21 protein-coding genes are annotated in these 21279 nt (G+C 70.4%); 19 read left to right on the top strand and 2 right to left on the bottom strand.

Translation table 11 applies throughout. The annotated features are described in order from the left end of the window. The first annotated feature begins 49 nt into the window (after nt 1–49). The 11 genes from EJF31_RS09760 to EJF31_RS09710 are packed head-to-tail and all read left to right on the top strand — an operon-like array spanning nt 50 to nt 10656. Nucleotides 50–949 (top strand): thioredoxin family protein, encoded by a 900-nt coding sequence (locus tag EJF31_RS09760; RefSeq protein WP_125036870.1) that lies wholly within the window; start codon nt 50–52, stop codon nt 947–949. Then, the gene (locus tag EJF31_RS09755; protein WP_125037720.1) at nt 949–2475 is read left to right on the top strand and encodes a GMC oxidoreductase; all 1527 of its coding nucleotides are present in this window, start codon (nt 949–951) and stop codon (nt 2473–2475) included. The genes EJF31_RS09760 and EJF31_RS09755 overlap by 1 nt, the downstream gene beginning before the upstream one ends. After that, complete coding sequence (locus tag EJF31_RS09750; RefSeq protein ID WP_125036869.1) at nt 2472–3647, top strand: Gfo/Idh/MocA family protein; 1176 nt, start codon at nt 2472–2474, stop codon at nt 3645–3647. The genes EJF31_RS09755 and EJF31_RS09750 overlap by 4 nt, the downstream gene beginning before the upstream one ends. After that, nucleotides 3644–4657 carry a sugar phosphate isomerase/epimerase gene (locus EJF31_RS09745; RefSeq protein WP_125036868.1) on the top strand — a complete coding sequence of 338 codons (1014 nt, stop codon included), beginning with the start codon at nt 3644–3646 and terminating at the stop codon, nt 4655–4657. The genes EJF31_RS09750 and EJF31_RS09745 overlap by 4 nt, the downstream gene beginning before the upstream one ends. Beyond that, nucleotides 4654–4851, top strand: coding sequence for a hypothetical protein (locus tag EJF31_RS09740; RefSeq protein WP_125036867.1), 198 nt, complete (start codon nt 4654–4656; stop codon nt 4849–4851). Before EJF31_RS09745 ends, EJF31_RS09740 begins: the two co-directional genes overlap by 4 nt. Next, on the top strand, nt 4848–6350 hold the full coding sequence (locus EJF31_RS09735; protein ID WP_125036866.1) for a GMC oxidoreductase: 1503 nt from the start codon (nt 4848–4850) through the stop codon (nt 6348–6350). Before EJF31_RS09740 ends, EJF31_RS09735 begins: the two co-directional genes overlap by 4 nt. Before the next feature lie 25 nt (nt 6351–6375). Beyond that, the gene (locus tag EJF31_RS09730) at nt 6376–7155 is read left to right on the top strand and encodes a nuclear transport factor 2 family protein (protein ID WP_125036865.1); all 780 of its coding nucleotides are present in this window, start codon (nt 6376–6378) and stop codon (nt 7153–7155) included. Next, a complete protein-coding gene (locus EJF31_RS09725; protein WP_125036864.1) occupies nt 7152–7964 on the top strand; it encodes a TIM barrel protein in 813 nt (270 codons plus the stop codon). The genes EJF31_RS09730 and EJF31_RS09725 overlap by 4 nt, the downstream gene beginning before the upstream one ends. Next, a complete protein-coding gene (locus EJF31_RS09720) occupies nt 7945–8907 on the top strand; it encodes a sugar phosphate isomerase/epimerase (protein WP_125036863.1) in 963 nt (320 codons plus the stop codon). Before EJF31_RS09725 ends, EJF31_RS09720 begins: the two co-directional genes overlap by 20 nt. Continuing rightward, nucleotides 8904–9881 carry a sugar phosphate isomerase/epimerase gene (locus EJF31_RS09715; RefSeq protein WP_125036862.1) on the top strand — a complete coding sequence of 326 codons (978 nt, stop codon included), beginning with the start codon at nt 8904–8906 and terminating at the stop codon, nt 9879–9881. The genes EJF31_RS09720 and EJF31_RS09715 overlap by 4 nt, the downstream gene beginning before the upstream one ends. A 1-nt stretch (nt 9882) precedes the next feature. Next, the gene (locus tag EJF31_RS09710) at nt 9883–10656 is read left to right on the top strand and encodes a TIM barrel protein (RefSeq protein ID WP_125036861.1); all 774 of its coding nucleotides are present in this window, start codon (nt 9883–9885) and stop codon (nt 10654–10656) included. 21 nt (nt 10657–10677) lie between these two features. Here EJF31_RS09710 and EJF31_RS09705 read toward each other — a convergent pair whose 3' ends face one another. After that, nucleotides 10678–11583, bottom strand: coding sequence for a LysR family transcriptional regulator (locus EJF31_RS09705; RefSeq protein ID WP_260430744.1), 906 nt, complete (start codon nt 11581–11583; stop codon nt 10678–10680). A gap of 202 nt (nt 11584–11785) precedes the next feature. Between EJF31_RS09705 and EJF31_RS09700 the strand changes: the two genes are divergently transcribed. The 7 genes from EJF31_RS09700 (at nt 11786) to EJF31_RS09670 (ending at nt 18652) form a co-directional block, all read left to right on the top strand. Then, the gene (locus EJF31_RS09700; protein WP_125036859.1) at nt 11786–12706 is read left to right on the top strand and encodes a hypothetical protein; all 921 of its coding nucleotides are present in this window, start codon (nt 11786–11788) and stop codon (nt 12704–12706) included. Continuing rightward, entirely contained in the window at nt 12703–13101 is a 399-nt protein-coding gene (locus tag EJF31_RS09695; RefSeq protein ID WP_125036858.1) for a DUF6379 domain-containing protein, read from the top strand. The genes EJF31_RS09700 and EJF31_RS09695 overlap by 4 nt, the downstream gene beginning before the upstream one ends. Beyond that, nucleotides 13098–14108, top strand: coding sequence for a sugar phosphate isomerase/epimerase (locus EJF31_RS09690; RefSeq protein ID WP_125036857.1), 1011 nt, complete (start codon nt 13098–13100; stop codon nt 14106–14108). The genes EJF31_RS09695 and EJF31_RS09690 overlap by 4 nt, the downstream gene beginning before the upstream one ends. Before the next feature lie 234 nt (nt 14109–14342). Continuing rightward, nucleotides 14343–15623: an ABC transporter substrate-binding protein gene (locus EJF31_RS09685; protein WP_125036856.1), complete on the top strand. Its 1281-nt coding sequence runs from the start codon at nt 14343–14345 to the stop codon at nt 15621–15623. A gap of 81 nt (nt 15624–15704) precedes the next feature. Next, on the top strand, nt 15705–16664 hold the full coding sequence (locus EJF31_RS09680) for a carbohydrate ABC transporter permease (RefSeq protein WP_125036855.1): 960 nt from the start codon (nt 15705–15707) through the stop codon (nt 16662–16664). A 1-nt stretch (nt 16665) separates the two neighbouring features. Beyond that, a complete protein-coding gene (locus tag EJF31_RS09675; protein WP_125036854.1) occupies nt 16666–17508 on the top strand; it encodes a carbohydrate ABC transporter permease in 843 nt (280 codons plus the stop codon). Between the two features lie 61 nt (nt 17509–17569). Further along, the gene (locus tag EJF31_RS09670) at nt 17570–18652 is read left to right on the top strand and encodes an ABC transporter ATP-binding protein (RefSeq protein WP_125036853.1); all 1083 of its coding nucleotides are present in this window, start codon (nt 17570–17572) and stop codon (nt 18650–18652) included. On the opposite strand, the gene EJF31_RS09665 is transcribed toward EJF31_RS09670, so the two are convergent. After that, nucleotides 18642–20051 carry an MFS transporter gene (locus EJF31_RS09665; RefSeq protein ID WP_185736185.1) on the bottom strand — a complete coding sequence of 470 codons (1410 nt, stop codon included), beginning with the start codon at nt 20049–20051 and terminating at the stop codon, nt 18642–18644. The genes EJF31_RS09670 and EJF31_RS09665 overlap by 11 nt on opposite strands. A gap of 231 nt (nt 20052–20282) precedes the next feature. Here EJF31_RS09665 and EJF31_RS09660 point away from each other — a divergent pair, with 231 nt between their 5' ends. Then, entirely contained in the window at nt 20283–21278 is a 996-nt protein-coding gene (locus EJF31_RS09660) for a sugar phosphate isomerase/epimerase (protein ID WP_125036851.1), read from the top strand. The last annotated feature ends 1 nt before the right edge of the window (nt 21279 follow it).

Here is a 21279-nt window from a genome sequence, read left to right as displayed (position 1 = left end):
TCCACAATCAGAACTGTCGTTCTGATCTGGTCGGCGCAAGACTGTCGACATGCCCGACACCTCCTCGCGCCTGACGGTCGGCGACCTCGCTCCCACGATCGAGCTCCCGGACACCGCAGGCCAGCTGCGCACGGTCCGGCCCTCGGAGAGCTCCGCCACGGTCGTCGTCTTCACCTCGAACGGCTGCCCGTACGCCCTGGCCTGGCACGACCGGATCCAGGCCCTCACCCATGACTACGCGGACCGTGGCGTCCTCGTGGTGCAGGTCGTGAGCAACGACGCCGAGCTGCAGCCCCTGGACTCGGTCGAGGGCATGGCGGCCCGCGAGGAGCGTGGCGAGATCGCCGGCCTCTTCCTGCACGACAGTGCCCAGTCCGTCGCGCGCGCCTTCGGTGCGACCGCCACCCCCGAGGTCTTCCTGCTCGACCAGGCAGGAGTGGTGCGCTACCACGGAGCCCCCGACCGGGACTTCGACGACCCGACGCTCGACGCCGCCTGGGTGCGCTCGGCGCTGGACGCCGTCCTGGACGGGCGGGAGCCGGAGCTCCCGACGACCCCGCCGGCCGGCTGTTCGGTCAAGTGGCGTGTCGATCTGCTCTGGTGGGCCGGCTGCCCCAGCCACGAGAAGGCCGCGGACCTGCTCACCACCACGCTCACGGAGATGAACCGCCAGGACGTGCGGGTCCAGCGGGTCGAGGTCACGAGTCCCGCCCAGGCGGCCGCCGCCGGGTTCCCGGGCTCGCCGACCTTCCACGCGGGCGGGGTCGACCTGTTCCCGGCTCCCGAGGCGCCCCCCGCCCTGGCCTGCCGCACCTACACGCTCGAGGACGGACGGGTCAGCCCCTTGCCCTCCGCCTCCCAGCTCGAGGATCGGCTGCGCGAGGCGCTGGTCCGCCCCTGGGAGCTACCCGGCTGGGTCGACTTCCGCAAGCAGACGGCGACCTCGTGATGGGGCGCCACTTCCCGGACGACGTCGACGTCGCGATCGTCGGCAGCGGCCCCACGGGTGCGGCCTACGCCCGCATCCTCAGCGAGCTCCGTCCCGACCTGCGCGTGGCGATGTTCGAGGTGGGCCCGGCCGTGACCGACCCGCCCGGCGCCCACGTGAAGAGCATCGCCGACGAGGACGCACGCGCCGACGCCCAGCACCGCTCCGAGGGACCGTCCAGCCCCGCCGCGGACGGCCGGCTCCGCCGGGCGGGCACCTTCCTGCTTGCGGACGGCTTCCAGCAGGCCGACGAGGACGGCATCCCGTCCGTCGCGATGTCCAGCAACGTCGGCGGCATGGGTGCGCACTGGACGTGCGCGTGCCCGCGGCCCGGCGACAGCGAGCGCATCACGTTCATCCCGGACCTCGACGACCTCCTCGCCGAGGCCGTCCGGCTCCTCGGCGTCTCGACCGACGCCTTCGACGACGCCCCGTTCGCCCACGAGGTGAGGCGGCGGCTGGCCACGGTCTTCGACGAGGGCCGCCCGGCGGAGCGCCGCGTCCAGCCCATGCCGCTCGCCGTCAGCGTGGGCGACGACGGGACCGTGACGTGGTCCGGGTCCGACGTCGTGTTCGGGCACGTCACCCGCAACAACCCGCGCTTCACCCTCCACGCCGAGGCACTCGTACGACGGGTCCTGGTCGAGGACGGCCGCGTCACCGGCCTCCAGCTCATCGACCGGACCGACGGCACCGTGCACGAGGTCAACGCCCGCGAGGTCGTCGTCGCTGCCGATGCCCTGCGGACCCCCCAGCTCCTCTGGGCCTCAGGCATCCGCCCCGTCGCGCTCGGCAGGTACCTCAACGACCAGAGCCAGATCATCCACGCCGTGCGCCTGCGTGATGTCGAGTCGACCACGGCCAGCCGGCTCGACCCCCGCGGCCGCACGACCGTGGTCCGGCAGAGCGGGGTCAGCTGGGTGCCCTACACCGACGCCGAGCCCTTCCACGGCCAGGTGATGCAGCTCGACGCGTCACCGGTGCCGCTCGCGCCCGGCGACGTGCCGGAGCCCGGCAGCATCGTCGGCCTCGGCTGGTTCTGCGCCAAGGAGCTCAGCGCCGAGGACCGGGTCACGTTCGACGCCACGGAGACCGACGGCTACGGCATGCCGGCCATGCGGGTCCACTACCTGCTGAGCGAGGCAGACCACGCGGTCCTCGACCGCGCACGCGACTCGATCAAGCGCGCCGCCGCGGCGCTCGGCGACCCGCTCGACCCCGAGCCGCGGACCCTGCCGCTCGGCGCCTCGCTGCACTACCAGGGGACCGTCCGCATGGGTGCCGTCGACGACGCCACCACGGTGTGCGACCCCGTGAGCCGCGTCTGGGGCGTCGACGGTCTCCGGGTCGCCGGCAACGGCGTCATCCCCACGTCCACGGCGTGCAACCCCACGCTCACGTCGGTGGCGCTGGCGGTCGCCGGTGCCCGCAACATCGCCGAGTCGCTGCCGGCCGCGCGGCCGATGCAGGAAGAGGTGTCCCGATGAGTTCGCTCCGGGTGGCCATGATCGGCCACGCCTTCATGGGGGCGGCCCACAGCCAGGCGTGGCGGGTGGCGCCCCGGTTCTTCGACCTTCCCGTCGATCCGGTCATGCAGGTCCTGTGCGGCCGCGACGCGGCGCGGGCAGCAGAGGCGGCCACGCGACTCGGGTGGGAGGAGAGCTCCGACGACTGGCGGGCGGTCATCGCCCGCGAGGACATCGACGTCGTCGACATCTGCACCCCGGGGGACAGCCACGCCGAGATCGCCATCGCGGCCCTCGCGGCCGGCAAGCACGTCATCTGCGAGAAGCCGCTCGCGAACTCCGTGCTCGAGGCCGAGGAGATGACGGCGGCGGCCGAGCAGGCGGCGCGGCAGGGCGTGCGGGCGATGGTGGGCTTCACCTACCGCCGGGTCCCGGCCGTCGCGTTCGCCCGCCAGCTGGTCGCCGAGGGTCGTGTCGGGGAGGTGCGCCACGTGCGCGCGCAGTACCTCCAGGACTGGATCGCGGACCCCGACGCCCCCCTTTCGTGGCGGCTGGAGAAGGAGAAGGCCGGCAGCGGGGCGCTCGGCGACATCGGCGCCCACATCGTCGACCTCACCCAGTTCATCACCGGACTCTCGATCAGCGAGGTGTCCGGCCAGCTCGAGACCTTCGTGAAGGAGCGGCCGATCGCCGCCGGTGCGACAGCAGGAACCTTGGGCGGAGGCGGCTCCGGAGTCGAGCGCGGTCCCGTGACCGTCGACGACGCGGCTGTCTTCCTCGCCCGCTTCGCCGGCTCCACGGCTCTCGGGGTCTACGAGGCGACGCGGTTCGCGACCGGTCGGAAGAACGCCATCCGCATCGAGGTCAACGGGTCCCGAGGCAGCCTCGCGTTCGACTTCGAGGACATGAACGTCCTCGAGCTCTTCGACGCCGACGAACCCGCCGGCACGGCCGGGTTCCGGCGCATCCTCGTCACCGAGCCCGAGCACCCGTACGTCGCTGCCTGGTGGCCGGCCGGTCACGGGCTGGGCTACGAGCACGGCTTCACCCACCAGGTCGTCGACTTCGTCACGGCGGTCGCCGCCGGCGAGCAGCCGACCCCGTCGTTCGCCGACGGACTCGGCGTCCAGCGTGTGCTGGACGCCGTCGAGACCAGCTCCGACACCCGCTCATGGCAGGAGATCAGCGCATGACCCGACCCATCACCCTCTTCACCGGCCAGTGGGCCGACCTGCCGTTCGAGGAGGTGGCGCGCCTTGCCTCCGAGTGGGGCTACGACGGCCTCGAGATCGCCTGCTGGGGCGACCACCTCGACCCCTGGCAGGGCGCCGAGGACGACGCCTACATCCAGGGCAAGAAGGACCTGCTCGAGAAGTACAACCTCGAGGTCTACGCGATCTCCAACCACCTCAAGGGCCAGGCGGTCTGCGACGACCCGATCGACGCCCGGCACCAGGGGATCCTCTCCTCGAAGGTGTGGGGCGACGGCGACCCGGAGGGCGTCCGCCAGCGCGCTGCCGAGGAGATGAAGTTGACCGCCCGCACCGCCGAGCGCCTCGGCGTGAAGACGGTCGTCGGGTTCACCGGCTCCTCGATCTGGAAGTACGTCGCAATGTTCCCGCCGGCGTCCGAGGAGATGGTCGCCGCCGGCTACCGCGACTTCGCCGACCGGTGGAACCCGATCCTCGACGTCTTCGACGAGTGCGGCGTGCGGTTCGCGCACGAGGTGCACCCCTCCGAGATCGCCTACGACTACTGGACGACGGTCGCGACCATGGAGGCGATCGGGCACCGCCCGGCGTTCGGCCTGAACTGGGACCCCAGCCACTTCGTCTGGCAGGACCTCGACCCGGTCGGTTTCCTGTGGGACTTCAAGGACCGGATCTACCACGTCGACTGCAAGGACGCGAAGCGCCAGACCGGCAACGGCCGCAACGGCCGCCTCGGTTCGCACCTGCCCTGGGCCGACCCGCGTCGCGGCTGGGACTTCGTGTCCACCGGCCATGGTGACGTCCCCTGGGAGCAGTGCTTCCGGATGCTCAACACGATCGGGTACGACGGCCCGATCTCGGTCGAGTGGGAGGACGCCGGCATGGACCGGCTCATCGGCGCCCCCGAGGCGCTGGACTTCGTCCGCCGCCTGGCCTTCGACGCCCCCGCGGCCTCCTTCGACGCCGCCTTCTCCACGGGAGCCGACTCATGAGCTCATTGCTGCACCGGATCCTTCTCGCCCTGGACTGCGACCCGCGGCCCGGGGCGCACACCCTCGCAGGTGGGGGGACGGTCACCGCCTGTGCCGCCCTGGGCTCGGTCGTCGGGAACGTGGCGACGATGCTCCTGCGGGACCGGAGACTCGTGTCGACCTGGCTCGACGAGCACGCGCAGGCGTCGAGATGAGCGCCCGCGTGCTCATCGTCGGCTCGGGTCCGACCGGCGCCACCTACGCCCGGCGCCTCCTGGACCGGTCGGACGCCTCCGTGCTCATGGTCGAGGCGGGACCGGCGCTGACCGACCCCCTGGGCATGAACGTCCGCAACATCCCCGACCCGGCCGCCCAGGCGGCGGCCAAGACGGCGTCCCAGGGCCCGAAGTCCGGCGTCGCCGGCGTTGCCGGCATCCCCACGGGGACCTCCGTCGAGGGCACGGTGACCGCCCGTCAGGGAACCCACCTGGTGGGCCGTGCCGCCGAGGGATCGACCGGCATGCCCGCGGCCGCCGCCGCCACCTGCGTCGGCGGGCAGGGTGCGCACTGGACCTGCGCCACCCCTCGTCCGGTCGGCAGCGAGCGCATCGACTTCCTGGAGGACGAGCTGGACACCCTGCTCGACGAGGCCGAGCGGTTGCTGCACACCACCCACGGTGCCTTCAGCGGAGCGCCCCAGGCCACCGCGCTCCTCGACCTCGTCGACAAGGAGTTCGCCGCGGACGGCCTGCTCGTCACGCCGCTTCCCGTCGCCGGCGACCCGCAGCCCGACGGCTCGATGCGGTGGTCGGGCACGGACGTCGTGCTGGGCGACCTCGCCGCACCGGGCGCGCACGCGGACCGGTTCGAGCTCCGCACCGGGACCCTGGCCGTGCGCCTGGTCCTCGAGGACGGCGCCGTCGTCGGTGCCGTCCTGCGCGACGTGCTCAGCGGCGCGGAGACCGAGGAGCGCGCCGACGCCGTCGTGGTGGCGGCCGACGCACTCAGGACACCGCAACTCCTCTGGGCCTCCGGCATCCGGCCCGAGGCGCTGGGCCGCTACCTCACCGAGCACCCGCTGATCTTCGGCGTCGTGGCGGTCAAGCCCGGTCTCCTCCCGCCCCTGGAGCCCGGCAGCGCCCCGGTCGACCCGGTCCGGGTCGTCGTGGGCGTCCGCTTCGACGAGGAGCGGCACCCCTTCCACGCCCAGCTGCTCTACAGCCCGGTCTGCCCGATCCCGCTCCCGCCCGACAGTCCCCACGCGGGCAATCCCGCGGGCTACGTCGGCATGGGCTGGGGGGTCCGCAAGTGGCCGCGGCCGGAGGACCGCGTGACCTTCCAGGACGACGCCCCTGACGAGAACGGGCTGCCCGGCATCCGCATCGCCTACGAGGTGACGGACCGGGAGCAGGCGCAGCTGACCGCCGCCCGCGCCGTCCAGGCCCGCGCCGCCGCCGCCCTCGGCGAGTTCATCGACGGCATGCCCGTCGTCATGCCGCCCGGCAGCTCCCTGCACTACATGGGCACGGTGCGCATGGGCGACACCGACGACGGCACCAGCGTCTGCGACTCCTGGTCGCGGGTCTGGGACGTGCCGGGCCTGCTCCTCGCCGGCAACGGCCTGATCCCCACGGCCAACTCCTGCAACCCGACGCTGACCAGCGTCGCGCTCGCCGTCCGCGGCGCCGACGCGCTGGCCGAGCGACTCAGCTGACCACCACCCGATCGAGAGGCACACGATGACCACCGTCGACGACACCACCCTGCTGCAGAGGCTGGCCGAGCTCGAGGCGCGGCTCGCCGCCACCGAGCTCCAGGCCGTGCGGGCCGCCGACCGGGGCGCGGTCGAGAACGTGTTCAACCGCTACATGCACCTGCACAACGCCTACGAGGACGAGCGCATCATCGAGGAGCTGTGGGCCAGGCCGGGCACCGACGGGATCCGGTCGCGCTACAACAACGTGGGGGAGTACACGACCTTCGAGTCGGTCACCGCCTACCACCGCGGCCGGCCGCGCCCGATCGGCAAGCTGCTCTTCCACTACACGACCACCCCCGTCATCGAGGTCTCGGCCGACGGGACCACCGCCAAGGGCATCTGGATCATGGCCGGGCTCGAGTCCGGCCTCATGGACCCCGAGATCGCCAAGGAGGCCCCCGACTACGTCTTCTCCGGCGGCGAGGTCGACGGCAAGCCGGTGTGGGCGCACTGGGTGTGGTGCAAGTACGGCGTCGACTTCATCAAGCAGGACGGTGAGTGGCGCATCTGGCACTTCCGTTGCTACGAGGTCGCCCGGGCCCCGTTCAACCGCGACTGGATCAGCTTCGCCAGCGACAACCAGCACAGCCACGACTCCCAGCTGGCCTGGTTCGGCGACGACGGCAAGCCGGTCTTCCTGCCCACCGTCGACGGCCCGATCGTGACCACGAGCTACCACCCGTACGCCAACGACACGGCGCAGAAGCTCGATCCCGAGCCGCCGACGCCGTACGCCGACTTCGAGGACACGTTCCGATGACGGGGCGCTCGCTGTCGGTGAACCTGGAGTACATGTTCCAGGAGGCCGGTGACGACCTGGCCGCGCGGGTGCGCGCCGCCGCGGCCGCCGGGTTCGACAAGGCCGAGATCTTCTGGACCCACGACCTCGACGCGCTCAGCGCTGCTCTCGAGGACACCGGGGTGCGGCTGTGGACCGTTCTCGTCGACCCGCGCACGACCCGGCTGGTCCTCCCCGAGACCCACGGCCAGTTCCTCGAGGACGTACGCCGCACTGTCGCCGACGCGGTCCGCCTCGGCTGCCCCCACGTCGTCGTCGGCTCGGGCCCGGCAGTTCCCTACCTCAAGAGGCCCGTCCAGATCGGCATCATGACCGAGGCGGTCGCCCAGGCGGCCACGATCGCGGCCGACGCCCACGTCACGCTGCTCGTGGAGGCGGTCAACACCCGCATGGACCACCCGGGGGTGCTCACCAGCCAGACCTCGGACTCGGTCGCCGTTGTCCGGGGAGTCGACTCCCCGAGCGTGCGCGTCCTCTACGACCTCTACCACTCGGTCGTGGAGGGGGAGGACCCCGAGACGGTGCTGCCGGAGGTCGTCGACCTGGTGGGGCACGTCCAGATCGCCGACGCTCCCGGCCGGGGACAACCCGGCACCGGGTCCATCGACTGGGCCGCCGCCTTCTCCCTCTTCGACCGCGTCGGCTACCGGGGGAGCGTGGGCATCGAGTGCTACCCGACGGTGCCCTCGACCCCGGACGCGCTCGCCTTCATCCAGAAGATCGCCGCCAGCCAGGAAGCGCAGGAGAGCAATGACCACGCACACCGGTGACGCCGAGCGGCGCATCAAGTGGAGCTACATGGACCACTGGCGCAGCAACGGCCCGTCCGGTCCCGTCGACCAGTGGCACTCGCACAAGACCATGTCCGCCTTCCTCAAGCAGATCAAGGCGACCGGCTTCGACGCGATCGACACCTTCGACTTCCGGATCTGGCAGATCTACGGCGACTACGGCGGCCCCGCGAAGTACCAGGAGATGGTCCAGGACCACGGGCTCGAGCGGATCGTCAACACGTTCCACGCAGCCGACTACGACGTGCGCAACTACGCCCCGCACCTGCCCGAGACGCACGAGAACATCCTCGAGGACTTCCGCGTCACGATGGGGCGCTGGTCGGAGATCCAGCTGGACAACATCATCGTGATGCCGGCGACGCTCTACTACGACATGGAGCCGGTGACCGAGGACAAGATCAAGTACACCGCCGACCTGTGGAACAAGGTCGGTGAGATCACCGCCGGCCACGGGGTGCGGCTCACCTGCCACCACGAGTTCTTCTGCGGCATCCAGAGCGAGCAGGACATCGACACGTTCTACTCGTTCACCGACCCCGACGTCGTGTCGCTGTTCGTGGACACCGCGCAGCACTGCATCGCCGGCGTCGACCCGGTGGCGCTCTACCGACGGCACGCGCACCGGGTGAGCGGCTTCCACTTCAAGGACACCCACGACGTCGCCGTCGGCGACGACCACCGGCACCGGCCCGACTCGGAGATCATGGCGCCGACGACCGGCAAGTGGTTCTACGAGATGGGAACCCCGGACGGCCTGGTCGACTTCGAGTCGATGATGACCGAGGTCCGCGACCAGGACTACCGGGGCTGGATCTCGGTGGAGCACGACAAGGCCAACAAGCAAGGCGGCGACTACTCCGAGAGCACCGCGGTGTCCCGGTGGTACGCCGCCAACGTCCTGGAACGGATCTACTCGTGAGCACGATCAGGTGGGGCTACGCCATCAACCAGTGGAAGCCCCAGTTCGACGACTTCGTCCGCCGTGAGCAGCACGAGCGGGCCCTCAAGACGATCTCCATCGCGGGCTTCGAAGGCGTCGAGCTCAACGCCGGCACCGGCCGCTGGGAGCCCCTGGGCAACCCCCAGCAGCTCGCGGCCAACTTCGGCGATGTCGCCGGATTCCGCCAGTTCCTCGCCTCGTGCGCGATCGACGCGGTCAGCAGCTGGGCCTGGGATCCCGCCGAGCGTTCGATGGAGCACCTCACAGGCCCGCTGTCGCCGCTGGTCGAGGGCGACCTCGCCACGATCGTCGAGCGGGCCGGCGAGTACGCCGCGGCGCTGGCCGAGCTGGGCGGGTCCGTCCTCCTCGTCCGGCCGGCACCCGGAGCAGGTGACGTCGACCCCCTCGACGACGCCGCGATCGACCGGCTGGCCGCCTGCTGGAACGCGGTGGGGCGTGCGACGGCCGACCACGGCATCCGGACGGCGCTCCACGTCGACTTCCTCTCCGCCCTGCGGCGGGAGGACGCGCTGGAGCAGCTCCTGGACCGGACGGACCCCGAGCTTGTCGGGCTGGCCCTCGACACCGGCGAGCTGGCCGCGGCCGGCATCGACCCGGTGACGGCCATCCGGCAGCACGCCGGACGGCTGTGGCACGTCCAGCTCAAGGACGCGCTCGCCGTCGACGACGCGGAGGAGTACCTCCAGCCGCACGCCCACTGGACCGTCCGGGTCCGGGGGGGCGAGCGCGAGGTCCCGCGATGGTTCGCGGAGCCCGGAGCCGAGGGCGGCCTGGTCGACACCCCCGAGGTGGTGCGCACCCTGATGGACATCGGCTACTCCGGCTGGGTCGTCGTGGAGAGCGACCAGAGCCCCCATCCCGCCGCGAGCGTCCTGCTCGCCGGCTACCTGGTGCAGCGCGAGCTGCGCCCCGTCCTGGAGAGGAACTCCTGACATGTACCAGCTGTCTCCCAACATCGAGCTGCTCTTCACCGAGGCGGGCGCGCACCCGGACCGGGTCCGCGCCGCGGCCGCGGCCGGCTTCGACGCCGTCGAGATGTGGGGTACGTCGACGGTCGACGTCGACGCGCTCGCCGCCGCGCTGGACGAGACGGGCGTGGCCCTCACCTCCGTCCTCGCCGAGCCCCGCACGAACTTCGCGCTCCCCTGGGAGACCCTGGACGCGTTCTTCGAGGGCCTGTCGAGGGGTGTCGAGGTCGCCCAGCGGCTGGGCGTCCCCCGCATCGTGCTCGGCTCCGGGACGGGGTTCGCCGGACAGAAGCGCGTCCAGAACCTCGAGCGGCTGGTCGAGGTCTTCAGCCAGGCGGTCGAGCGGACCGAGGGCTCGGGCGTCAAGCTCATCCTCGAGGCCGTGAACACCCGGGTCGACCATCCCGGCGCCCTGACCGACCGCACCGTCGACGCCGTCACCGTGGCCCGCGGCGTCAACAGCCCTGCCTTCGGGATCCTCTACGACCTCTACCACTCCATCGTCGAGGGCGAGGACCCGGCGACCGAGCTGGCGAACGCCGCCGGCCTGGTCGACTACGTCCAGATCGCCGACGCGCCGGGCCGCGGCGAGCCGGGCAGCGGCAGCATCGACTGGGCCGCCCAGCTCGGCGCGCTGAGGGCCTCCGGGTACGACGGGCCCCTCGGCCTGGAGTACTTCCCGACCGTGGCGTCGGAGCAGTCGGTCAAGCTCATCCGCGAGGTGGCCGCCACCGCCTGACCTCCGACCGCACCGCTGGGCTCAGGTGATCTCGATGCCGGCTTCGATCACGATGTCCCTGAGCCATCGGTGCGCGGGGTCCATCTCGTACATCGGGTGCCACCACATGGTCTCCACCAACGGGTCGGCGTCGAACGGCACGGGCACGACCCGGACGCCGAAGGAGCGGGCGAGGAGCTGACCGAGGCGCTCCTGGACCAGGGCGACCCGGTCGGTCCCCTCGACCAGCGAGCCCAGGGTCAGGAAGTTCTCCGTGACCACCTCGGTGTGTGGCTCCAGCCCCTGCATCCGCAGCTGCTGGACGGCCGTGGTGAACGCGGTCCGCTGGTTGAAGGTGAGCACCCACGGCAGCTCGGCCAGGTCCTCGATCGTCAGGTGGTCACCCACCTTGGGGTTGTCGACGCTGACGATGCAGGCCCAGTCGTCCTCGTAGATGTCGCGGTGCTTGAGGTCGGTCAGGAACCCGTGCGGCATGACGACGAGGTCGTGGGTGCGCATCGACTCCGGCGCAGCGTCCACGAGGCCGGGCGTGAGGCCGTAGATGTAGACCTTCGAGCGGGGCGAGCGCTCGCGCACCCGACGGGTGATGGCCGGCCCCAGCGACGCGGTGCAGTAGTCCGACATGACGATCGAGAAGTCACGCACGCTGGTGGTCGGGTCGAACTCCCCGTCGCGCACGAAGACCCGGTCGGTGGCGCGCAGGGCGGTCCGCGTGGGCTCGAGGAGCTCCTTGGCCAGCGGAGTCGGCTCGTAGGTGTTGCCGACCCTCGTGAGCAGCTCGTCGCCGAAGTGCCGGCGCAGCTTGGCCAGTGACGCGCTCATGGCCGGCTGGCTCAGACCGAGCCGCGCAGCAGCCTTGGTCACGCTCTGCTCCTCCAGGATGGCGTCGAGCGCGCGCAACAGGTTGAGGTCGACTTCACGGACCACTGCGCGCACGCTCCTCGGCACATTCGTCGATCCGATGGGGGTCATCGGTTGACTCGGCTTCCCCTATCGTTGCCGCTCCGGAAGGGTGATGCAAGGCACATCGCCAGCACCCGCGCCCCTCCGGAGGAACCTGTTGTCACGCCCTGCACGCCCCGCATCGGAGGGCAGCACGAGCCCGCTCACGGTGGCCTTCGTCGGCCCCGTGAGCGCTCAGGCGCGCGCGTTGGTGCAGGAGACGCACGCCGAGGTCATCGACGACGAGCACGCTGCTGACGTCGTCCACGTGACGGTGCCGGACCAGGCCGTCCCCGACACCGTCGACGGCCTGCTCGGGAGCGCGCGCACGGTGGTGCTGCACGCCCGCCCGACCGGCCTCGACCCCGAGGTCATCGGCCAGCTCACGGCCAACGCCCAGGGGGCGGGGGTCGTGGTCGCCGTGCCGTTCGTGCACCGCTACTACCCCATGGTCCGGCTCGCGAGGCGTCGCGTCCGCAGCGGCACCCCGGGCCCCCTGCACCTCCTGCACGGATGGTCGGCCCCGGGTGCCGTGGCTGCCTGGGGCGACCTGGTCGAGTTCATCAGCCGTCACCGGGTCACCCGCCTCTCGGCAGCCGGCGTCGACTCGATCAGGCCCGAGTCGGAGGGGGACGTCCCGGGGACCCCCGGCGCCCTGGCCGTCCTGTTCGAGACCGACCGGGGCGCGGTGGGCACGCTCGCAGTCAGCCAGACCCGTCCCGTCGAGGGCGGCACCCTGCTCGCCGCCCTGGACGGCGTCGAGGAGTCGATCGTCTTCCACGAGGGCCGTCCAGAGGTCCTCGACGTGATGGGACCCCGCAGCGCCCAGCGCTACCAGCGGGGCGTGGGCGCGGACGTGTCGCGCTACTCGACCCTGCCGGCCGGGCACCCGCAGGGCCACCACGACCTCTGGGCCTCCTTCATCAGGGACGCCCATGCGACGGGGGAAGGCGGTTCGCCCGACGGGCTTCCGACGCTCGTCGACCTCGCCCGCAGCGCGAGCATCCAGGCGGCCATCCGCGCCTCGCTCGCCACCTCGGGGTGGGCCCGCCTGGACCCCGACCTCGACCTGGAACCCCTGGACAGCACGGAAGGAAGAACAGCGTGACACTCGAAGCACAGGTGCTCGGCGACAAAGCCGTCCGCGCAGCAGAAGGCGGGTACGAGGTGGACCTCCACCTCGCGTGGTACCGGTCCCTGCCCTATTCCTGCCTCGAAGGCATCGACCTGACCATCAACGACGTGACCGTGGAGCGCGCGGCCCTCCGCGTGAACGTCGACGGCCGCGAGCTCGGGCTCGACGACCTGCCTGCACTCGACGACGAGTGGTGGTTCGTCCAGGACGCGCTCACCGTGCGCGTCCCCTCCGAGCAGGTCTCGGGACCGGGAGAGGAGATCGACGTGGACGTCATCCTGTCCACCCGGATCCCCTACATCATCATCGGGCCCGAGACTGCCCTCGTGCAGCGGACCCACGTCGCCAAGAAGGTGGTCGTGCAATGAGCATCATGCTGGGCACCACCCTGTACTCGATGACCAACGAGTGGCTCGCCGGCCAGTACACGCTGAGCAGCCTCATCGACGAGGTCGGACGCCGCGGCCTGGGCCCCGGCCTGGAGGTCATCGGCTTCCAGAGCCTGCGCGGATTCCCCTTCAACGTCTCCCACGACGACCAGCGCACCCTGCTCGAGGCCATCGACCGCAACGGCCTGGTCCCCACGTCCCTGGCCTCGAACGCCGACATCGCGCTCCGTGCGGACCAGTGGATGGACGCCGACCGCAGCGTGGAGTACATGCGACCCCAGATCGAGCTCGCGAGCCGCCTCGGCTTCCCGGTGGTGCGGACCCAGATCGGCCTCACCCCCGAGGTCCTGGAGAAGGTCGAGCCCATCGCCGCCAAGGCCGGCGTCAAGCTCGGCATGGAGGTGCATGCGCCCGAGGGGCCGAACACCCCCAAGGTCCAGGCGACCCGGGAGGCCTACGCCCGGATCGACTCGGAGTTCCTCGGCTTCGTCCCGGACTTCAGCAGCTGCATGCGCGCGATTCCCGTCGGGATGCTGGACAAGCTCCGACGCGACGGCCTCTCGGAGGCCGGTGTGGAGGCGCTGACCACGGCCTGGGAGGCACCCGGTGCGCCGTTCCAGCGTTACGGGCAGTTCGCGGCCCAGTGCGCGGAGCTGGGGGAGCCTGACCTCCCCGTCGGCTTCGCCCGACTCGTCTTCACGATGTTCGGGCGCGAGAACCTCGAGGACTGGCGCGAGGTGCTGCCCCAGGTCGTGCACATCCACGGCAAGTTCTACGACGTCGACGACGACCTGACCTCGCCGTCGATCGACTACGAGGGCATCATGCGCGTCTTCTCCGAGCTCGACCGCCCGGTGTCGATGTCGACCGAGTGGGAGGGCCACGCCTACCTCGACGCGGACGAGCAGGACGCCTTCGACATGGTCGCCCGGCACCACGCCATGTGCAGCAGGTTCCTCGGCGCCCAGAACCTCGCCACCGTCTGAGTCAACGCCCGACCTCGGCCCCCGCCCCTCGATGGGCGGGGGCCGAGTCGCGTCCGCGGCACTTCCGCCGCCCGGCACCGGCATGCGCAAAACCAAATTCCCGGTGCTGATTCGCGAGACTGATGACCGGGATCGGCAAACGTCGATTCCCGGATCGGTGGAGCATTGCGACAGTGGCGGAGTTCACACCAATGTCTGCCCGGCTTCGGGTGACGACCACTGAGAGAGAAGACCATGAACACAACCACGTGGCGCCGTCTCGGGGCCCTCGCAGTCCTGCCCCTCATCGGTGCGTCCCTGGCCGCCTGTGGCAGTGATGCCGACGCGGGCAGTGGTTCGCAGACCATCACGTTCGCCTACCAGATCGCCAACCCCAACGCGAAGAGCGTGTTCGAGACCCTGGCCCAGGAGTACGAGAAGACGCACGCGGGGGTGACGATCAAGACGAACCCCATCGCCCTCAACACCTACGGCAGCACCATCACGACGCAGCTCCAGGCCGGCAACGGCCCGGACGTGTTCTTCATCAACGCCGGTGGCGGCCAGGCCGGCTCCGTCGGGACCCTCGGTGAGGCGGGCAAGCTGCTCGACCTGACCGGGAAGGTGGCCGACGGCGCCGTTCCGGAGAACGCCGTGTCGTCGATGTCCTACAACGACAAGCTGGTGGCGGTCCCGGTCTACCTGGCCCCCGCCGGCATCATCTTCAGCCCGATGGCCGCGGAGAAGTCGGGCTTCAAGCTCGACGCGAACTCGACCATGGACGACGTGATCGCCCAGTGCAAGACCGTCGCCGACGGCGGTCAGGCCGTCTTCGGCCTCGCCGGTGCCATGGCCCCGAACACCGCCATCTTCACCTCCGCCATCGCCGCCTCCACCGTCTACGGTCCCGACCCCCAGTGGAACGAGGAGAAGGCGTCCGGCGAGAAGTCGTTCGCCGACACCCCGGGCTGGCGCGACGCCCTGCAGACGGTGAAGGACCTCTACGACGCCGGCTGCTTCCAGGAGGGCGCCGCAGGTGCCGGCTTCGACGCGCTCACCAACGGCATGGGCCAGGGCCAGATGCTCGGCTTCTCGGCGCCGGGTGGCGCGGCCAAGGACATCATGGACTCGACCGGTGGACACGTGACGCTGACCGTGGAGGCCATGCCGGCTCCCGCGGGCTACGACACCTACCTGATGGCGGGCACGCCCGACGCCATCGCCGGCAACGCGGCGAGCGGCAACAAGGACCTCGTCCTGGACTTCATCGACTGGATGTCCCAGCCCGCGCAGACCAAGGCCGCGGCCGAGGCCGCGGGTGACATCCCCGTGAGTGCCACGGACACCTCCAAGCTGCTGCCGCAGTACGCCGGCGTCGCCTCCCTCATCGACGAGGGCAAGGTCGCGCAGTACCCCTACATCGAGTGGCCGAACGGCGAGGTCTACAACGCGCTCGGCACCGGCGTGACCGGCCTCCTGACCGGTCAGATGTCCGTCGACGACGTGCTCGCGTCGCTGGACAAGGCCTGGGGCTGATCCCCCGATGACCTGGCGGCGGGGTTGGTGGTCAACCCGAGCGCCCCGCCGCCGGGCCATCGCAGGCAGGAAGGAACGAGGATGAGCGCGACGACACCGGTCGGCAACACGAAGGAGAAGGTCGTGGAGCTCGAAACCGAGGCGCCCGCGGTCCGGGACGATCGCACCAGCCGCGCCCGGCACGGAGTGCCGGGATGGTGGGCCCTTCCGGGCGTCGCCGTGGTGCTGGGACTCATCTACGTCCCGACGGCGATGGGCGGCTTCTACGCCTTCACCGACTGGAAGGGCATCGGTGGCTGGAACTGGGTCGGCCTCGCGAACTTCCGGGCGGTGTTCTCGGACAAGGAGCTCCTGGGGTCGCTCAAGAACACGGTGTTCCTGGCCTTCGGGTTCCTCGTCCTCACCAACTTCTTCGGACTCCTGCTCGCGCTGGCCCTCAACCGCAACCTGAAGACGCGCTACCTGCTCCGCACCCTGGTGTTCATGCCGGTCGTGCTGGCGCCGATCGCGGTGTCCTACGTCTGGAGCTTCATCTTCGCCTTCAACGGCCCGCTCAACCAGGCGCTCGGGAGCGTCGGCCTCGACTCGTGGCAGCAGGACTGGCTGGCCGACCCGACGCTGGCGAAGTACTGCGTGCTGGCGGTCATGGTCTGGCAGAACGTCGGCTTCGTGATGGTCATCTACCTCGCCGGCCTCGCCGCGGTCCCCATCGACATCGAGGAGGCGGCGGCGCTGGACGGGGCGGGGATGTGGAGCCGGTTCCGGTACATCGTGCTCCCGAGCATCAAGCCGTCGGTCGGCATCGCGACGACGCTGATGCTCATCCAGGGCCTGCGGGTCTTCGACCAGATCATGGCCCTGACCGGCGGGGGTCCCGCCGGCGCCACCCAGACGCTGGCCACCGAGATCTACCAGCAGACGATCGTCTTCGGGAAGTACGGCTTCGGGGCCGCGCTCGCTCTCCTGCTGAGCGTGATGATCCTCGTCCTGTCCAGCGTCCAGCAGCTCGCCACCCGCGACCGATCCGCCCAGGGAGCCTGACGTGTTCCGCTACCGCCGCCGCACCCTCGTCCTCGAGGTCGTCACCGTCCTTGCGGTCCTGCTCCTGCTGACGCCGTTCTGGATCCTGGTCATGACCTCGCTCAAGAGCGGCCCGGACGTCCTGACGACCCCGGCGTTCGAACCGCCGCAGCACCCGACGCTCGACAACTTCACCTCGCTGCTGTCGCCGTCGGCCAACGCGTCCAACAGCATCGTCAACGGCCTCGAGAACAGCGCCATCATCACGATCGGCAGCATCCTCGGCCTGGTGGTCTTCGGCTCGCTCACCGCCTACGCGCTGGTCCGGGGCAAGAGCCGGTGGACGACGCGTTCCTACTTCCTGTTCCTGATCGCCATCATCCTGCCCACGCAGCTGGGCGTCCTCCCGCTCTACGTCGAGGCGCGCAACCTGCACCTGGTGGGGTCCCGCATCGGCATGATCATCATCTACACCGGCGTGCTCCTGCCGCTGTCGGTGTTCCTGTACGCCGGGTTCTTCCGGACCCTGCCGACGGAGTACGAGGAGGCCGCGTCGATCGACGGCGCCTCGCGTCTCCAGACCTTCGTTCGCGTGGTCTTCCCGTTGATGTCCCCGGCGACCGGAACGGTCTCGATCCTGGCCGGCCTCATCGTGTGGAACGACTTCTTCACCCCACTGATCTTCCTCAACGGTTCGGCGCACCAGACCCTGCCCGTGGTCATGTACAACTACGTCGGCGCGCTGGTGTCCCAGTGGAACCTCATCTTCGCGATCGTGCTCATCTCGATGGTGCCGATCCTGACCTTCTACGTCGTGGCCCAGAAGCGCTTCATCCAGGGCTTCTCCGGTGGCCTCAAGAGCTAGTCGGTCGACTCATCCCGTTCGCGTGCCGGCGCCGAGCCCGCCGGTGAAGGAGAAGAACCCCATGGCAACAGTGACTTTCGAGAAGGCGCAGCGCTGGTATCCCGGGGCGGACAAGCCCGCGGTGCCGGGCCTGGACCTGGAGATCAAGGACGGCGAGTTCATGGTGCTCGTCGGTCCGTCGGGGTGTGGCAAGTCCACCTCGTTGCGGATGCTGGCGGGGCTGGAGGAGGTCAACGCGGGCAAGATCTTCATCGGTGACCGCGATGTCACCAAGACCCCGCCGAAGGACCGGGACATCGCGATGGTGTTCCAGAACTACGCGCTGTACCCGCACATGAGCGTGGCCGACAACATGGCGTTCGCGTTGAAGATGGCCAAGGTCCCGACCGAGGAGCGCAACAAGCGGGTGGCCGAGGCGGCCAAGATCCTGGGTCTGGAGGAGTACCTCGAGCGCAAGCCGAAGGCGCTCTCGGGTGGCCAGCGCCAGCGGGTCGCGATGGGCCGCGCGATCGTGCGCAACCCGCAGGTGTTCTGCATGGACGAGCCGCTGTCCAACCTGGACGCGAAGATGCGGGTCCAGACCCGCACCGACATCGCCAAGCTGCAGGCCGACCTGGGGGTGACCACGGTCTATGTCACCCACGACCAGGTCGAGGCGATGACGATGGGGGACCGGGTGGCGGTGATGAAGCTGGGTGAGCTGATGCAGGTCGACACCCCGCTGGGTCTCTACGACCGGCCGGCCAACCTGTTCGTGGCGGGGTTCATCGGCTCGCCGCAGATGAACCTGCTGGAGGCCCACAACGACGGTGGCAAGGCGCGGATCGGGGAGTTCACGGTCCCGGTCGACCCGGCTGCGGCGCAGCGGCTGACCAAGAACATCACCGTCGGGGTGCGTCCCGAGGCGTGGCGCCAGGTCGGCAGCGACGAGGGTGGCCTGCCGGTGCGGGTGACGGTGGTCGAGGAGCTCGGCGCGGATGCGTTCGTCTATGGCACCAGTGGTGTGGAGGGCACGCCCAACAACATCATCGTGCGGGTCAGCGCCCGGGACACGGTGCACAAGGGCGACACCCTCTACGTGACCACCGACCCGCACCACGTGCACGTCTTCGACACCGACACGGGGGCACGCCTCAGCGAGTGACCCCACGCTCCGAGAGCGTGCGGTCCGGGAGCATCAGCGACAGTCCGGCGCCCACCACGAACACGGCGGCCAGGGTCAGGAACAATGCGGGCAGCCGGGGAGCGATGCCGGCGGCGAGGACGCTGCCGATGGTGGCCGCGCCGATCGTGACGCCGAGCTCCCGCACCAGGTTCACCGTCGAGGTCGCCGAGCCGACGAGGTCGGACGAGACGGCGTCCTGCGCGACCGTGACGACCAGCATCATGAAGCAGCCCACGCCGACCCCGAGGACGAACAGGCCCGCAGCGGCCTGCCAGGGCTCCCAGGTGTCGTCGAGGCCGGCCAGGTACGCCAGCGCCACGGCGCAGGTGGCGCACCCGGCCAGCGGCAGCCGCCGGTAGCGGCCGGTGCGAGCGGTCCACCGCGCGGTGGTGGTGGTCGAGACCATCATCCCCATGACCAGGGCCAGCAGCAGCGCGCCCGACGAGGCCGGCCGCATCGACAGGACCTCCTGGACGATCGTCGGGACGTAGCCGACGAGGGCGAACACGGCGGCGCCGACGGCGAAGCCCAGGCAGCTGGCGATGACGACGTTCCGGTTGCGCAGGACACCGACGGGGATGAGGGGGTCCTGGTGCCGGAGCATGCGAACGACGAAGAGCCCTGCGCACAGCGACGTGACGGCGACTCCGGCCAGCGCCCACGGCGACCGCCAGGCCAGCTCGCGACCCAGCGTGCCGGTCAGCACGACCAGGCCCGAGACCGCGGCGACGTACAGGATCGAGCCCCGCACGTCGAGACGACCGTGGGCGCGCGGCCCGACCGGGTGAGGCACGGACCGGAACGCGAGCGCCACGGCCACGGCGCCCACGGGGATGTTCACCCAGAAGATCCAGCGCCAGCCCACCGTCTCGGTGAGCGCTCCACCCACCAGCGGCCCCAGCACGCTGGAGGTCGCATAGATCAGTCCGACGGGTGCCATGAACCGGCCCCGGTCCCGAGGGGACACGGCGTCGGCCACCACGGCCTGGGAGAGGACGAGGACTCCGCCGCCGGCCACGCCCTGCAGGGCTCGCAGGCCGATGAGCTGGGTCATGGTGGTCGCCACCCCGCACAGGGCGGAGGCGACCACGAAGCCGATGAGGCAGCCGAGGAACAGCTGACGACGTCCCTGGAGATCGCCCAGGCGCCCGTAGACGGGCATGGTGGCGGTCATCGCCAGCGTGTAGCCCGCGAAGACCCAGCCCATGCCGGCCCGGCCGCCGACGTCGTCGACGATCGACGGGAGCGCTGTGGCCACGATGGTCTGGTCGATCGCCGTCAGCAACGTGACGACCAGCAGCGAGACCTGGAGCGAGCGGTGTCCGAGCGGTGCGACCGCGAACGTGGACGCGCGAGAAGACAACGAGAGGTTCGGCACGAGACCGGTCCCCACCTTCTGGTGTGACGCGGCGAAGTGCGCGGAGCCCAGGCCATCTGCCTGGTCCGACGAGCCATCTCAGCAGAGGAGACCGACCCCGACGTCCCCGCCAGTCTAGGACAGGCGAGGGGTGCAGAAGGCCCGCAGATCGCATCGAAAGAGTTGATGGACGGCATCGCCAAGTGGGGGTTCCGTCTGCGCGCGCGGTCACCACATGCTGAGCAGGTGTCCATGATCAAGCGCGGAGTCAGCCTCTACAGCTACCAGGAGGAGTTCTTCCTCCGGACCCTGTCACTCGAGGAGTGCGTCGCCCACGCGGCCTCCGTGGGAGCCCGGGGGATCGAGGTGATCCCGGAGCAGTCGCTGCCCGGCTACCCGAACATCAGCGACGAGCAGGTCGCCCAGTGGCGGGGGTGGATGGAGCAGTACGGCACCACCACCAGCGCCACCGACCTCTTCCTGGACACCAAGCGGCACCGGGACCGGTGGCTCACCCACGAGGAGCAGGTCGCCTCCTTCCGCGCCGACATCGACCTCGCGGTCCGCCTCGGCGCACCGGTGATCCGGGCGATCATCAACACCCCGCCCGAGGTCATGCGGGACGCGGCCCCCTACGCGCGGGACCACGGCGTACGCCTCCTGCTCGAGGTGCACGCGCCCTTCCACTACTCGCACCCCTGGATCCTGGAGCACCTCGAGGTCATGCACGCCGAGGGCGGCGTCGGCCTGGGGCTGATGCCCGACATGGGCACGTTCGTCGAGCGGTTCCCGAGGGTCGTCTCGGAGCGTGCGATCCGGGACGGGGCCAAGCCCGAGCTGGTCGACTACATCGTCAAGCTGTACGACGACCACGGCGACACCCACGCGCTGATGGACATCGTCCACTACCGCGGCGGCGGACCCGTCGAGATGGGGCTGGCCCGGCAGGCCACGCACTTCATCTACCGCGACCCCGACGAGCTGCTGCCGCACATGGACCTCGTCGGCCATGTCCAGGCCAAGTTCTACGAGATGGTCGACGACTCCACGGAGTACTCCATCCCCTACGAGCGGATCATCCCGGTCTTCGAGAAGGGCGGCTTCACGGGCTACCTGTCCAGCGAGTACGAGGGCAACCGGCACATCCAGGACGCCTTCGAGGTCGACAGCCGGGAGCAGGTGCGCCGCCAGCACGCCATGTTCGCGTCCCTGCTCGGCGAGACCACCGACCAGCTCCAGGGCGCCTGAG

It is taken from the genome of Nocardioides sp. LS1, from assembly GCF_003865225.1.
Taxonomy (GTDB): Bacteria; Actinomycetota; Actinomycetes; order Propionibacteriales; family Nocardioidaceae; genus Nocardioides; species Nocardioides ginsengisegetis.
This window is presented reverse-complemented; position numbering and strand designations above follow the sequence as displayed.